Origin of the sequence: Flavobacterium sp. MAHUQ-57, assembly GCF_051908335.1 — a bacterium.
GTDB lineage: Bacteria > Bacteroidota > Bacteroidia > Flavobacteriales > Flavobacteriaceae > Flavobacterium.
The window spans coordinates 972800-987736 of record NZ_JBPZTE010000006.1; the positions used below are offsets into that span (position 1 = coordinate 972800).

At 35.1% G+C, this 14937-nt stretch carries 12 protein-coding genes; all 12 read right to left on the reverse strand.

The features are described from left to right. Window position 1: 1 nt before the first annotated feature. A complete protein-coding gene (locus tag ACS8MM_RS04900; RefSeq protein WP_379713664.1) occupies window positions 2-703 on the reverse strand; it encodes a response regulator transcription factor in 702 nt (233 codons plus the stop codon). A 3-nt stretch (window positions 704-706) separates the two neighbouring features. Further along, a complete protein-coding gene (locus ACS8MM_RS04905) occupies window positions 707-2290 on the reverse strand; it encodes a sensor histidine kinase (protein WP_379713666.1) in 1584 nt (527 codons plus the stop codon). Window positions 2291-2358: 68 nt separating this feature from the next. Next, window positions 2359-2946 carry a dephospho-CoA kinase gene (gene coaE, locus ACS8MM_RS04910; protein ID WP_379713668.1) on the reverse strand — a complete coding sequence of 196 codons (588 nt, stop codon included), beginning with the start codon at window positions 2944-2946 and terminating at the stop codon, window positions 2359-2361. Beyond that, window positions 2946-3947 carry a glycosyltransferase gene (locus ACS8MM_RS04915; RefSeq protein ID WP_379713670.1) on the reverse strand — a complete coding sequence of 334 codons (1002 nt, stop codon included), beginning with the start codon at window positions 3945-3947 and terminating at the stop codon, window positions 2946-2948. Before ACS8MM_RS04915 ends, coaE begins: the two co-directional genes overlap by 1 nt. 84 nt (window positions 3948-4031) lie before the next feature. Further along, window positions 4032-7394 (reverse strand): T9SS type A sorting domain-containing protein, encoded by a 3363-nt coding sequence (locus tag ACS8MM_RS04920; protein WP_379713672.1) that lies wholly within the window; start codon window positions 7392-7394, stop codon window positions 4032-4034. Between the two features lie 124 nt (window positions 7395-7518). Then, window positions 7519-8625, reverse strand: coding sequence for a T9SS type A sorting domain-containing protein (locus ACS8MM_RS04925; protein ID WP_379713674.1), 1107 nt, complete (start codon window positions 8623-8625; stop codon window positions 7519-7521). Window positions 8626-8699: 74 nt separating this feature from the next. Continuing rightward, the gene (fabV, locus tag ACS8MM_RS04930; protein ID WP_379713676.1) at window positions 8700-9890 is read right to left on the reverse strand and encodes an enoyl-ACP reductase FabV; all 1191 of its coding nucleotides are present in this window, start codon (window positions 9888-9890) and stop codon (window positions 8700-8702) included. Between the two features lie 135 nt (window positions 9891-10025). After that, a complete protein-coding gene (gene recN / locus ACS8MM_RS04935) occupies window positions 10026-11678 on the reverse strand; it encodes a DNA repair protein RecN (protein WP_379713678.1) in 1653 nt (550 codons plus the stop codon). A 9-nt stretch (window positions 11679-11687) separates the two neighbouring features. Next, window positions 11688-12575, reverse strand: a complete 888-nt coding sequence (locus ACS8MM_RS04940; protein ID WP_379713680.1) for a DUF4835 family protein — start codon at window positions 12573-12575, stop codon at window positions 11688-11690. Next, window positions 12568-13776, reverse strand: a complete 1209-nt coding sequence (coaBC, locus tag ACS8MM_RS04945) for a bifunctional phosphopantothenoylcysteine decarboxylase/phosphopantothenate--cysteine ligase CoaBC (RefSeq protein WP_379713682.1) — start codon at window positions 13774-13776, stop codon at window positions 12568-12570. Before coaBC ends, ACS8MM_RS04940 begins: the two co-directional genes overlap by 8 nt. An 8-nt stretch (window positions 13777-13784) precedes the next feature. Next, window positions 13785-14099 carry a DNA-directed RNA polymerase subunit omega gene (locus ACS8MM_RS04950; protein ID WP_250597961.1) on the reverse strand — a complete coding sequence of 105 codons (315 nt, stop codon included), beginning with the start codon at window positions 14097-14099 and terminating at the stop codon, window positions 13785-13787. Between the two features lie 8 nt (window positions 14100-14107). Then, window positions 14108-14902, reverse strand: coding sequence for an outer membrane protein assembly factor BamD (locus ACS8MM_RS04955; protein WP_379713684.1), 795 nt, complete (start codon window positions 14900-14902; stop codon window positions 14108-14110). Between the last annotated feature and the right edge of the window lie 35 nt (window positions 14903-14937).

Sequence of the window (14937 nt, forward strand, 5' to 3'; positions counted from 1 at the left end):
TTTATTTTTTCACCACTAACCTAAATCCTTCACCGTGAATGTTTAGAATTTCCACATTTGTATCCGATTTCAGGTATTTGCGCAATTTAGCGATATATACATCCATACTTCTTGAAGTGAAATAATTATCGTCTCTCCAGATTTTTGTTAATGCTAATTCTCTTGGCATCAAATCATTTTCATGCAATGCAAGCATTTTAAGCAATTCATTTTCCTTTGGCGACAATTTAATAGGTTCTTCACCAGGGAACGTTAAAAAACGCAATTTAGAGTTCAGATGAAACTTTCCGATTTCGAATTCGAACTTAACCACATCTGCTTTCACTTCAGAGGCTTTACGTTGAATAATTGCTTTAATTTTCATCAATAACACTTCCGAGTCGAAAGGTTTATTCAAATAATCATCAGCACCTACTTTATAGCCTTTAAGAACATCTTCCTTCATTGTTTTAGCTGTTAGAAAGATAAGAGGCACTTCTTTATTCTTTTCACGAATTTCTTTTGCTAAGGTAAAACCATCCTTATACGGCATCATTACATCCAGAATGCACAAATCGAAATTGTCTTTTTTAAACTTTTCAAAGCCTTCCATTCCATTCTTAGCCAATACGACTTCAAAGTCATTCATAGACAAATAGTCACGAAGAATTGAACCAAAGTTTGGATCATCTTCAACTAATAATATTTTCTTGTTTGTATCCATAATTTAATAAATTAATGGGAGTTTGATTATAAATGTACTTCCTTTTCCTTTTTCACTCTCGACCAACACTTCTCCGTGATGGTCATCAACTATTCTTTTTACATAGGCAAGACCCAATCCGTGTCCTTTTACGTTATGAATATCGCCGGTATGTTCACGATAAAATTTATCGAATATTTTCTTTTGCGCTATTTTACTGATTCCCAATCCCTGATCTTTGATCTTAACTACAATGAAGTTTTTAATATTCTCAGAAGTCACATGAATGACAGGTTTTTCCGGAGAATATTTCACCGCATTTTCCAATATATTGACCAAGACATTGGTAAAATGAACATCATTAAGTAATACAGACGTTTTAGTAGCTTTCAGATTTACATTAATCTCACCTTCTCTATCTTCCACTATTAGACTAACATGCTCAACTGCTTCCTCAATAATATCATGCATATTGCATGTTTCTTTTCTGATATCTAATTCTCTCTTTTCTAATTTCGAAATTCGCAATACATTTTCCACTTGCGCATGCATTCTCTTATTTTCATCCTTAATCATTTGAAGATAACGATGTACCTTCTCTTTATCATCAATCACTTTTGGATTTTTGATTGCATCCAAAGCCAAATTAATTGTAGCAATTGGAGTTTTGAATTCGTGTGTCATATTATTGATGAAATCTGTCTTGATTTCAGAAATATGACGTTGAGTATTCAATTGTTTCAATGCACTGTAATAAGCAACGATAATGATAGCAGTAAACAAGAACGATAGAACAGCAATACCAACTAAATCAGATGCTAAAAATGCTTTCTTTTTAGGAAAACTAACCAACAATTGAAATTTGCTCACACCATCATTATCGGTAAAAATAGGGGTGTCAAAAGTGGTTTTTTTATCGAATTTAAATTTTTCCGATTTAACTTTTGTAGCCAATCCGTTACTATATATTCCGAACTCGAAAGGCGTATCTATTCCATATTCCTCCAATTCATTTCGAAACAACGCTTCCAACTGTTCATTGGAGACACGTTGCGTAATGGAACGCGTAGCAGCAATATCTTTGAAATTGAGTTGAAATTGCGCCTTATCCAATACTTCTACTACACCTGATTTTTCTGTTTTTTCAGATGGAAGAACATCATTGTTAGCAGGATTACTTTCCACATTACTTTCGTTGTAAACCTCGGTCACCCTTTTTGCAACATAATTTTTAATTCTTGTGGAATCATTAGCTTTATCAAAGAACGAGGCTGAAACCGAATAATCTTCTGGGATAATACTACTTGAATATATTATCGTTTCATTCGTTAATTCGTTTTTCTCAACATAGAAAAATTTCATCAATTCACTACGTTGCGGTGCTTTACCAATACTATCTTTTAACTGGTTGAACCTACTCAAAAATGAAAACGCTTCCTGTTCTTCAACTTTCTTTGCAACATTCGAAATTACCTGCTTAACTTGATAGGTAAACTGCTCGTCTTTGTTTTTAAAAGAAGCGTGAATAAGATAGCCTTGAACAGCAATGATACCCAAGAGGGCCACTGTCATTAAAACAATCACTAAACGAAACAAAGCCTTATTCATTGATACAAATTTAATATTTTAACATTTGAATCTTAAAAGGATTAACCAAATATTAACAATTAATAAATTTACTGAAGATTTTTCAAAATTTTAAGAATTTCGGAGAAATTTGACTTTGTTTCTGCAAAATTTTCATTTTTTATAACAAAATCACTTTTAGCCATTCGTTCCTCATCCGACCATTGATTGTGAATTCTTTCCAAAACATCCTTTTCTGACGCATTATCTCGCTGCATAACACGTTTGATACGCGTCGCCTCAGAAGCATAAACAGTAATTATTTTATCACAAAACTTATAACTACCACTTTCAAATAAAATAGCAGCTTCTTTAATTACGAACGGATGTTTTTCATGAACTTTCAACCAATCGTCAAAATGTTTTTTTACTAATGGATGAATGATAGCATTGAGCTTTTTTAATTTCTCAGGATGATTAAAAACTATTGCAGCCAATTTTTTTCGGTCAATAAGATGATCACGAACCACATCTGACCCAAATACTGAAGCAACTTCACTAACGGTTTCAGGATGGAGCATTATTTTTTTCGCTTCATCATCAGCAATGTAAACAGGAATTCCCTCGGCTTCAAAAAGTCTTGCGATAGTTGTTTTTCCACTACCAATGCCTCCGGTAAGTCCAATTACTTTTGTCATCAAAGTTTAAAAAAAAGTTCAGGGAATGCTTCTTGTGGTTTTTTCTTAAGTATAAAAATTTTAAAATACGATTCGATAAATCCCAAACCATATCCAAAGAATTGTCTCCATAAAGCAATAATCGAATTAAAACCGACTATCAGGTTTCTATTTTGATAGGTAGACACCAAAAATATCAAGACAGTATAAGCGAAATACAACTTCAAAATCCAATCACCGGAAGTAAAAATCAGTTCCAAAATGCCAATCCCGAAGAATATAACAAACAATGCAGGCAAGAAAAACGTGGGTTTTGCATATTCCGGATACCATAAATTCAAAATGGGACGTACTTTTCCGAACTTATTGACCTGAATATAAAACTTTTCCCAGTCGATTCTTCTTTTGTGGTAAACAAAGGCTTTGGAGATTAGTTTTGTTTCAAACCCTAATTTCCATAATCGGATAGACAAATCCGGATCTTCACCTGGATGGATATTAGAAAAACCTTTTGAAGCTTCAAAAGCTTTTTTGGAAATACCCATATTAAAACTACGGGGTTGAAATTTTTCCAATTTTTCAGATGCCCCACGAACACCCCCAGTTGTCAAAACAGAAGTCATGGTAAAATTAATTGCCTTCTGAATAGAAGTAAAGCTAGGCAGCATATTATCTGGACCGCCAAAGCAATCAACATACTTTTCATTAAGACTCGATTCAACTTCCGTTAAATAATTGGAAGGAATAATACAATCGGAATCGAGGATAATATAATAATCTCCTTTCGCATACTGCATCCCAAAATTACGGGAATCTCCTGGACCTGAATTGTATTTAAGATAATAAGTCAAATTCAATTTTCCGCGGTATTTATCAACGATACTTTCGCACGGAATACTTGAACCATCCTCAATAATAACTATCTCAAATGACTTTGTGTAAGTTTGTTTAGTCAAACTATCCAAAAGCTCGTCAATCTCATCAGGACGATTATAAACAGGTATGATAAAAGAAAAGTTCATCTCTACAATTTTGGCAAAGGTACATTTTAACAAAAAAAGCCACAATAAATTGTGGCTTTTTTTAACATTTATAATTCTGTAAATCTATTCTTTAATCACTTTTACCGTGTTTACCAAACCGTCAACCGTAACTTTAAACAAATACGTTCCTTTTGACAGTGAAGTCATATTGATTTCCGAAGATAACGCATTCACTTTTTGCGTTAATACTTCCTGACCCAATAAATTATACACAGCAACTGATGAAATTTCTTTTACATAAGATATTCTAAAAATATCTTTAACAGGATTAGGATATGCTTTAAATCCTTTCAAATCAAAAGAATCTGAGCTTAGAGAAGCATCATAAGCAGAAACTCTGAAATTACCAATTGCAGTATTACCATATTCCCAAACTCTGAAATACAAAGTTTCACCAGGGGTTCTACCTGTAAGAGAAATTAGAGGATGGTCTCCAGAAGCACTTAATGAATCATTACAACCTTCTAAAACTAAACTATTACAAGCTCCACTGTAAACAGCACCACCGGTATCATCAAGACCACCTACAGATTCATTCACTTCAAAAGTCAATGATCCAGAAGCTGGAACAACAGCACTATACCAAACATCACCACCTAAATAACTTGCACAACCTGGAGCAGGAATAGTTGGATCTGCATTTTGAGACGCAGTTGCTCCGGCATTAGTACCAGTCACTTCACCAGCAGCAAAATTACCACCAGGAATTAAAACTACAGCACCTGAACAATCATTATTTGCCGGCGGAGTTGGTAATGTTGTAAATGAATAGGTTACCCAGTTACTATATGATCCAGAACCACAATCCGTTCTTAAGTGGAAATAGTATTGTGTACTAACATTCAATCCTGATGCTGCATAAAACTCACCTGCTAAATCTGTACCAGAGCCAGCAGGGTTAGTAGCAACATTATCTAAAACATATTGATAGTTTCCTGATGTAGCATTCCAACTTAAATCAACAGAATTGTGTGTTAAGTTATTACCAACAATTCCAGAAGGAATTATACATGCCGGAGATAATAAATTAAGAGTAAAAGTACCTTGTTCTGCAGTACTGCTCCACACTTGTATATAGTAAGTTTGTCCAGGCGTTAATCCAGTTAACGCTTCTGTAGTTGCTGCAGTTAGATCTGAATTACAAGTCCCTGTTAATAATGTCAATGAATTACAATCGGCACCTGAATATATTGCAAAATTAGCCGATGTCATAGTTAACGGAGTAACTACACAATCAACAACTCCATTTGCAGGTCCAACAAAAGAAAACCAAACATCTTGAATTGTTCCAAAAGTATCACAAGAAGGTTGAGTTGGGCTAATATCACCACAAGTATTATCCGAATTCACATCAACACCGTTAGTACTAACTGACAATGCCGTAGCACAAGTTTGATTAGCAACAGCAGGAGTACAAGCTGAAACACAAGATGTCACCATTGTGAATGCTCCAGTATTACCTGCATTCCATCCTTCAATTGCAATATAATAAGTAGTAGTTCCATCAGAAGTAAAATTCAATTTGGATCTAGTACCACCAGCAGAACATGACGCTTCATCATCGTTCGCTCCTATTAACGTCAAAGCTCCAGAAGTTCCAGTATAAACCAACACCGAAGTATCGTAAGCAGAACCACACAAATCAAGCGTTACAGTTTGTGGAGTACCACTTCCTGTATAAGAAAACCAAACATTTGGCGCATCCATATCAGCACCAAAACCATCTGGAGCATTATCTTCGTCTAAAGAGGCAGTGGCAGTAGTTCCATTATATGTATTACCACAAGTAACAGCAATTGCATTAGCAAAATTATCATTAGCTGGTGGAGATAAAGTATTTACAGTTAAAAGGTTTGTTCCTACACTAACATTATAGTAAAAATCATAGGGGCCAGCACCACATCTTGTATATTCATACACTTTAGCATAGTATGTTGTACCAGCAGTCAAGCCAGTAACAGTTACCGCCGTACCAGTTCCATCATAAACAATTTGCTCACCTCCCGCATAAGCAGCAGCTGCAGTATTAGCCGGAGCATTTCCATTTACGGGATCAGTAAAAGAGTTCACAGAGTTAAAATAAACTACACGTCTAGTTCCATTTCCATTAACCCAATTTAAAGGTATAGTAGTCAAAGTTGCTGTACCTTGGGCTAAATTGGTAACTTGTGTTGCAGGTGCATTAGGTGGATTGACTACAACTGAAGCTGTTTGTGCTGATTGTCCTGAAGGCGTACAAGTTACATTCAATCTATAATATATTGTTGTTCCTGCAAATGCAGGAGGTGTATAAACTGAAGTAGTAGCTCCTGTCCCAGTAGCTACATCTGTCCAAGCATCACCCACACCATTATCATCTGATTCTTGCCATTGGAAAGTTAAACCTGAAACACCTGGTGTAAAACCAGTACATACAAGATTTGCAGGTATAGCACCGTTACAAACATTTTGAGCAACTGGCGCAACACTTCCTGATGAAGGTGTCCCTGTACAAAGCACAGGTGGAGTCCAAGTAAACGTTAATCCTGAAGCCGGTGAAACTGTACTATTTAGAGTAATTGTTGCATTATTAGCTAAACCAGCTGTAGTGGCAGCCCAAGATGTTGTACTTGTTCTATTGTTGTAATTTGCATTAGTTGATGCTCTTAACCCCACTTGAAGTGTTGTTGCAGTTGCACTTCCGATAGCAGTACCGTAAATTACATCAATAACATTAGTAGTTTCGTTCAAAACAATCTGATAATCAATAGTAGCCAAAGACACATTATAAGGTCTCATTCTGGTAAATTGAATAACCAAACTTTGATTTGGAGCAGTTCCATTCACTTTATAACTGATTCTTCCAGCAACATTAGTAAACGTCCTTGAAGTTCCTGTTGAAGTACAGTTGGCAGAAATTGTAATAGTTGTAGCCGTTGTAGAAACTACAGTTGACCCCGCTGGAATACCAGTACCAGCTACAACAGAACCAACAGCAAATTCAGAAGCATTACCCGAAGTAATTGTTAATACTGGAGAACCATTCGTATTACTTCCCGTTACTGCGTACCCCCCATTGGAGTCTGTTCCAAAAGCTGAAATTGCACCATCGTACACATTAGTAGTACTTATGGGCACATATGTATTAGTGGCAGGTGCAGAAGCACCAAAAGAAACAAAACCATTTGTATTTACATAAATGTTTGTTCCTGAAGCATAGTTTACCCCACTAAAATTGAAAGCAAAAGGCAATGCAATGGTATAATTCACATCATCTAAGGCTGTAGCAGCTGTTCCTGAAGCAGTCGTTTGACTTGCCAAAACAGTATCACCTGTTAAACTGGTATACGTTCCGCTAGATTGCGAAAACGAATAATTGTTCACTTGCCCACTACTCTCCGTAATCCCGGCAAGCAAAAGGGCAAGTAAAAAAGTAATTTTTTTCATATTAGTCTGTTTATTTTTAATTAGCACAGCAATTTATGAAAAAAACTAAATACTTGTTAATTTTTTAAAAAAATTAAAACAAAATCAACAATATCAAGTTAACAAAAAAAACAACCTTTACGAACTACTTTTTAGTAATCTTGACTGTTTTCAGTTGATTTCCCGAAGACAACCGAATCATGTAAACTCCTTTTGAAAAACCGGACATATCCAATGAAAAATTCGAGCTACGCATCAATTTTTCAAACATCATTTTCCCTGAGATATCAAAAATAGCTACCTTTTCTATTTCAGTTGTATTAATGATATTGACACTATTATCTACAACTGCAGGAAACACTTTTAACCCTGCAAAATTTGTGTTAGTAACACCCATTAAAGTCGGAACCCATTTAAAAATAGCACCCGATACCGGAGGAGCAATCGTGTTCACCATTGCACAACCTGTTGAAGGTGAAAAACCAGAATCCGTTGCCGCCCAAGAATTGGTAGAACTTACAGAAGAAGATACCCATCTATTGTTGTAATCCGTTTGTACATAACCACCCAGCCCTACCTGTGCACTATAACCATTAGGACCGAAAGACATGCTACCATAAACCACTTCAACCTCGTTAGTAGTTTCATACAAACGAATTTGAAAATTATAATTATGCCCCGATCCGCCCACTCTTTTAAAATTCTTCCATTGTGCAACAAATACTCTATTTGGAGCCAGACCAAGTGTTTCAATGCTTAATTCCGAATCTACAGCTCCTCCCAAATCCGAACCTAAGGCAGAAACTCTATTTCTAAGCTCATCATTTGGACTCATGTCATGTGTACCATTCCCATCTGCATCAGCAAATTGAGACAACGGTGATGTAGCAATTTGAGAAAATACAGCATTATTACCTAAGCTACTTTTACCGAAAGACAACCATCCATTTGTATTTACTGCCACTTTATCAAAAGCATTGCCATTAAAAACAAATTCAAATCCAATTGAAAATCCAGGACCTGGTATAAGATTTTCAGTTTCCCCATTAAGGTTGTTCGGATCAATAAAACAATGATTTGCACTAGAAGCATTCCCAAGAACAATTCCTCCATTAATTTCATTATAAACTCCCACTGATTGTTCAAAAGTATAACCTGAAGAGACATTAGGATTTGCCATAGGCTGCGCACCCTGTTGAGCATTACTTTGTGTAGTTAAGAATAAGATAAATAGTAGCGTATTAAATTTCATTATATTTTTAGTTTAGTGTATTCAAATAACAGAAAAGCCCTGAAATTTCAGGGCCTCTACTTTAAAAACGGGTATTATTGTATACTTTCTATTTTGACCATTTCATTGGTATCTGCAAGATAATCTACCCCATCAAAACCAAATCCAAAAAGATTCAAGAAATCTTGTTTATAACCAGCCAAATCTCCAATTCCCTTCAAACTTTCAGTATCAGCTTGCGTCCATAATGTTTTCACAGCCTCCTGAACGTCATCACGCATTTCCCAATCATCAATTCTGATTCGCCCTTTATCATCCAAAGGAACTTCATTTCCATTGTACAATCTATCTGCAAAAAGACGTTGAATTTGTTCAATACATCCTTCGTGAATACCTTTTGCTTTCATTGTTTTGTACAACAAAGAAATATACAATGGAATTACCGGAATTGCTGAACTTGCTTGGGTAACCAATGCTTTATTTACCGAAACATAGGCTTTACCTCCTAAATCTTTCAAAGATTCTGTAATTTCAAAAGCAGTAGCTTCCAAATGGTCTTTCGCACGACCAATAGTTCCTTTTCTATAAACCGCCTCAGTTACTTCAGGGCCAATATACGAATACGCCACTGTTGTAGCACCTTCGGCCAAAACCCCAGCTTTTTTCATAGCATCAATCCACATTGTCCAATCTTCTCCCCCCATAACCACGACAGTGTTATCAATATCTTCCTGAACAGCAGGCTCAATAGAAACTTGAGAAACAATTCCGGTATGAAAATCAACTGTTTTATCGCTAAAAGTCTGTCCGATTGGTTTAAGTGACGAACGATGTAAAACTCCAGTAACCGGATGCAAACGCACTGGCGAAGCCAAACTGTAAATAACCAAATCTACTTGACCTAGGTCCGATTTAATCATATCGATAGTTTGTTGTTTTACTTCATTAGAAAACGCGTCACCATTGATACTTTTGGCGTATAAACCAGCTTTTTTTGCTTCTTTTTCAAAAGCAGCTGAATTATACCATCCCGGAGTAGCTGTTTTTCCAGGAGCCGGTTCTTTTTCAAAGAAAACTCCAATAGTTGAAGCCTCAGAACCAAAAGCGGCAGTAATTCTAGAAGCCAAACCAAATCCGGTTGAAGCTCCCACTACTAAAACTCTTTTAGGTCCGTTTATATTTCCTTTCGATTTTACGTATTCAATCTGATTTTTAATGCTCTGAGCACATCCTTCTGGATGAGCTGTTAAACATATAAATCCACGCATTCTTGGCTCTATAATCATAATTTTGATTGTTAGATTTCTAAATTGTGAAACAATATAGAATTGTTAGTTATTTTATTTATCTGTTCAATTATTTTTGGTCACACAAAGCTAGTAAATATCTGAGAAGTCTGAAAATCAAAACTTCTAAAAAATCTAGTTTAGTAATGCTTTAGCGTGTGTCAGTGCCGATTCTGAAATATTCTTACCAGAAAGCATTTCCGCAATTTCAATTACCCTTTCCTCATTAGAAAGCAACTGTAATTCTGAAATTGTATTTTCGCCTTGAATTGTCTTAAACACTTTATAATGTTGATGTCCTTTTGCGGCGATTTGCGGCAAATGTGTAATAGCAAACACTTGCATTTGATTACTCATTGCTTTCATAATATCACCCATCTTATGCGCAATTTCTCCTGAAACTCCAGTATCTATTTCATCGAAAATAATGGTTGGTAATTTCGAATAATTGGCCAAAATAGACTTCACCGCCAACATAATTCTCGACATTTCCCCACCTGAAGCCACTTTCTTCAACAAACCAAAATCAGTTCCTTTATTTGCCGAGAACAATAATTGAATTTCATCTTTACCAGAAATCTGGTAGTTTTCGGAAGGTCGAATTTCGAAGTTAAAACGTGCATTCGGCATTCCTAATTGTTCTAGTATAGTCGTAATCTGATCTGTTAGCACCGGAACTGCATTCTTGCGGTTTTCTGAAATTTTCAATGCCAAATCATCCAAAACAGAAATCAGTTCATTCAATTGCAAATTCAATTTTTCAATATGACTATCCAAATCATCGGCAAGAACCACCTTGTTATCCAAATCATTTTGAATTGTAAGTAAATCCTCCACTGATGTCACATTATGTTTCTTCTGTAAACTATATATAACTTGTAATTTTTGGCTTACCAATTCCAAACGTTCAGGATCATTAACTAATTTTTCGGATTGAGTATTCAATTCAGCCATTATATCATCAAACTCGATTAAAACACTCGAAACTCTTTCAAACAGATCATTAAAATCAGTCGAAATGGCAGCAATTTTATGTAATGAAGTTTTCACTTCTTTCAATGAGATTATAATTCCAATTTGTTCCTCATTGGCTAAAGCCAGTGATTTATCCAAACTTTCCTTGATAAACTCAACATTACTAAGTTTTTCCAATTCCATTTCCAAATCAGCCTGTTCCCCAACCTTCAAGTTCGCAGCTAACAATTCTTCCAATAGAAAAGCAGTATAATCTGATTCTTTAGACAAACTATCTTTTTCTTCAATACGCTTTTTTAGCTCACTTTTAACCGATTTGTATTTAGCCAGATGTTGTTTGTATTCCGAAAGAATAGTATGATGGTTAGCTACAGCATCCAGAATTTCAATTTGATATGTCTCATTAGACAACTCCTGTGTTTGATGCTGAGAATGAATATCAATTAGAAATTCTCCCAAATCCTGCAATTCATTCAAAATAACCGGACTATCATTAATAAATGCACGTGATTTACCTGACGGTAAGATCTCACGTCGAATGATGGTCATTGGCTCATAATCCAAGTCATTTTCGGTAAAAAAATCTTTAAGATTGTATTTGTCTATTTGAAAATGTGCTTCGATTACGCATTTTTGCTCTTTATCTTTAAGTGAAGTTAGGTCGGCACGTTTTCCCAACACCAACCCTAAGGCACCAAGCAAGATTGATTTTCCCGCTCCGGTTTCCCCAGTAATAATAGAAAACTGGTTGGAGAAATTCATTTCCAACTGTTCTATCAATGCAAAATTTTTAATGGATAAGGAAGTAAGCATTCAAGAAATTTAATAAGTAATCTGGCTCCACTTACTCGTATTTGTTGGAGATAGTTTATTTAATGTTACCAAAACATCTGTAATATCGACTTTGGGACCTTCTGTGAATACACTGAGAATTTCATCAGCTTTAGCATCAAAAAAAACACGAGTTAAATAGGCATTGGGGCGAACATTAGCCACTTCTGTTAATGTCTTCAATGCTTTTTTAATCCCTTCTTTGCCTTCTTTTTGATTTTCACTCATTTTATCCAAAGCTCCAAAATGGTATTCGTACATCGTTTTTCTAAATGCGGAATAGGTTGGAGACAACATATCATTAACCAAATAAAATCTGTTTTGATTGCCTGTAGACAACCAAGCTTTATCTTGAGTTTGTTGTGCCTGAACAACAATATTCGCGGCCGTTTCGAGTGATTTTGTACCACCTTCTAAAGAAAAAGTATCCGCATCTATACCAACAATCATATTTGCATAAAATGCAACGATCGATATTAAGTTGTTTTCAAAATTATTAGGATCATAGTTTATGTTTTGAAATTCATTGTATACAAAACCCACTTCTTTATCATTTACATTTAGGATAGAAGTTGAATACGTTGAATTATAAACCGGTCGTGAAGCCTGAACTTGTAATGATCCAGAAAACTGGTTTACATTATCAAATGAAGTAATATTAAAAAAGAAAGAACAATCGATTTTTTCAACTCCTCTATAGGTCTTATCCGACCATTTTGTATTGTTTAAAAATTCGGTCAATGTTTTTTGCAACGTTTTAAAAATCTGCTGATTTGTTGCTGCCACCTGATCTGTATTGAATGTCACAGAACAATTCAATTCTTGAGCAAAAGCAGAACTAACAAGCGACAGGAATACAACAACAATATATTTACGCATAATAAGCTATAATTTTATTTACAATATCGATAGCAACTTCTTCTTTGGTCTTCAATTCTTGAGGCACGATTGTATACTCTTTATCAATAAAAGTAACTTTATTAGTTGGCTTACCAAAACCAGCACCAGTATCATTCAAAGAATTTAACACAATCAAATCTAAGTTTTTTTTCTGGATTTTTTGCTTAGCATGTTCAATTTCATTTTCAGTTTCCAATGCAAAACCGATTAAAAACTGATTTTTCTTGATTTGACCTAACGAAGAAAGAATGTCCTTAGTTTTTTCTAATTCTATTGTAAACGAAGCATCGTTCTTTTTTATTTTCTGATCCGCTACATTTTTAGGTCGATAATCCGCTACAGCAGCAGCAGCAATAGCTACATCGACAGCATCAAAATAATCATGACAGGCCGAATACATTTCTTCAGCCGAAACCACTCTAATCAAATTAATTAATGAATGTTTCACCTGAAGATGTGTTGGCCCTGAAACCAAGATAACTTCTGCGCCCAAATTTGCAGCAGCAATTGCAATATCGAATCCCATTTTACCGGAAGAATGATTTCCAATAAACCGAACAGGATCGATCGCTTCATAAGTAGGTCCGGCGGTAACTAATATTTTCCTTCCTTTTAAAGGCAATTTACTTTCTAAATCTTTCTCCAGAAATGCAATGATGTTTTCAGGCTCAGCCATTCGACCTTCCCCCGATAATCCGCTTGCAAGTTCTCCTGACTCAGCTGGAATGATTGTATTACCGAACTTTTTAAGTTTTTCAAAGCTATCCAAAGTTGAAGGATGCTTGTACATGTCCAAATCCATTGCTGGCGCAAAATACACAGGACATTTTGCAGAAAGATAAGTCGCAATTAGCAAATTATCACAATTCCCATTTACCATTTTAGACATGGTATTGGCTGTTGCAGGTGCAATAACCATAAAATCAGCCCAAAGTGCCAAATCCACGTGGTTATTCCAAACTCCGTTTCCTTCTTCTTCATTAAAGAAAGAATGATAAACAGGGTTTTTAGATAAAGTTGCCAAAGTCAGCGGGGTAACAAAATCTAAAGAAGCAGGTGTCATGATCACTTGGACCTGAGCACCTGCTTTTATAAAAAGTCGAACCAATGACGCTGATTTGTAAGCGGCAATCCCACCAGAAACTCCTAGTATTATTTTTTTACCACTTAAAACAGACATTAGTTGTTTTATTTTGATGACTTATGATAGATTTTACCTTCCAACCACTCCTGAACTGCTAACGCATGAGGTTTTGGTAATTTCTCATAAAATTTAGAAACTTCGATTTGTTCTTTATTTTCAAAAATTTCTTCCAAGCTATCATTATAGGTAGCAAATTCTTCTAACTTTTCAATTAACTCTTTTTTAATTTCAGCGTTAATTTGGTTAGCTCTTCTTGCCATAATAGTAATTGCTTCATACACATTTCCGGTCGGCTCTTCTATTACAGTTTTATTGTAAGTCACCGTATTCACCGGAGCTGTTGTTTTCTTTAAATCCATACCCTTACTTATTTTGAAAATTGTTGTAATTCATTATTTATTCTAACCAACATGTCGTCAGCTACACTTTTAAACTCTGTATTTGAATTGAATTTTAGCAATGCATCATATGCATTTTTTGCTGCATTCAAACGTTCCTCCATTTTTGAAGGTACACTATTAATTGCCAATTGATAACTAGAATCCAATTTGTAATACAAAGCTTTTTCCTTAAATGGAGTTCCCGGATACTCTGAAATAAAATTATCCAAAGCCTTTATTGCCGATTTATAATCTGAAATTGTATTGTATTGTTTTGCAATTTCAAATGCTTTCTTCTCTAATTTTTCTCTTAAGTTCTTTACCGTAGTATTTGCTTCACCACTAAAACGTGAATTTGGATACTTATCGATAAATGCCTGCATTTTTGTAATAGCTTTTTCTGTATCCGTTTGATCTAACGAGTATACAGGAGACAATTCAGAATATGACTTCGCACCTAAAAAAGCAGCCTCTTCCGCTCTAGCGTTAGTTGGATACAACGAAGCATAGCTTTCAAACTGATAACCTGCCAAATAATACTGTTTTGTTTTATAATACGATTGTGAAAACATATAAAACAGATTTTCAGCTTCTTTCTTTCCTCTGTAAGCAGAAGCAATTTGTTCAAAAAGACGAATCGCTTTGTTGTACTTTTCTGCTTCGTATAGTTTAGTTGCTGCTTCATATTTAACAGCAACATCTTCAGATTTTAAAGCTTTTTGGTATTCCCCACAAGATGAAATGACCCCTGCAAGCAACAACACATATATAAGTTTATTCATATTTTGATTTAAAACAGTCAATTTTAGGGCATTCC

What these genes read in the sequence shown, in the direction of transcription:
- ACS8MM_RS04900 (WP_379713664.1), bottom strand. Translation starts at nt 703, where the DNA reads ATGGATACAAACAAGAAAATATTATTAGTTGAAGATGATCCAAACTTT.
- ACS8MM_RS04905 (WP_379713666.1), bottom strand. Translation starts at nt 2,290, where the DNA reads ATGAATAAGGCTTTGTTTCGTTTAGTGATTGTTTTAATGACAGTGGCC.
- coaE (WP_379713668.1), bottom strand. Translation starts at nt 2,946, where the DNA reads ATGACAAAAGTAATTGGACTTACCGGAGGCATTGGTAGTGGAAAAACA.
- ACS8MM_RS04915 (WP_379713670.1), bottom strand. Translation starts at nt 3,947, where the DNA reads ATGAACTTTTCTTTTATCATACCTGTTTATAATCGTCCTGATGAGATT.
- ACS8MM_RS04920 (WP_379713672.1), bottom strand. Translation starts at nt 7,394, where the DNA reads ATGAAAAAAATTACTTTTTTACTTGCCCTTTTGCTTGCCGGGATTACG.
- ACS8MM_RS04925 (WP_379713674.1), bottom strand. Translation starts at nt 8,625, where the DNA reads ATGAAATTTAATACGCTACTATTTATCTTATTCTTAACTACACAAAGT.
- fabV (WP_379713676.1), bottom strand. Translation starts at nt 9,890, where the DNA reads ATGATTATAGAGCCAAGAATGCGTGGATTTATATGTTTAACAGCTCAT.
- recN (WP_379713678.1), bottom strand. Translation starts at nt 11,678, where the DNA reads ATGCTTACTTCCTTATCCATTAAAAATTTTGCATTGATAGAACAGTTG.
- ACS8MM_RS04940 (WP_379713680.1), bottom strand. Translation starts at nt 12,575, where the DNA reads ATGCGTAAATATATTGTTGTTGTATTCCTGTCGCTTGTTAGTTCTGCT.
- coaBC (WP_379713682.1), bottom strand. Translation starts at nt 13,776, where the DNA reads ATGTCTGTTTTAAGTGGTAAAAAAATAATACTAGGAGTTTCTGGTGGG.
- ACS8MM_RS04950 (WP_250597961.1), bottom strand. Translation starts at nt 14,099, where the DNA reads ATGGATTTAAAGAAAACAACAGCTCCGGTGAATACGGTGACTTACAAT.
- ACS8MM_RS04955 (WP_379713684.1), bottom strand. Translation starts at nt 14,902, where the DNA reads ATGAATAAACTTATATATGTGTTGTTGCTTGCAGGGGTCATTTCATCT.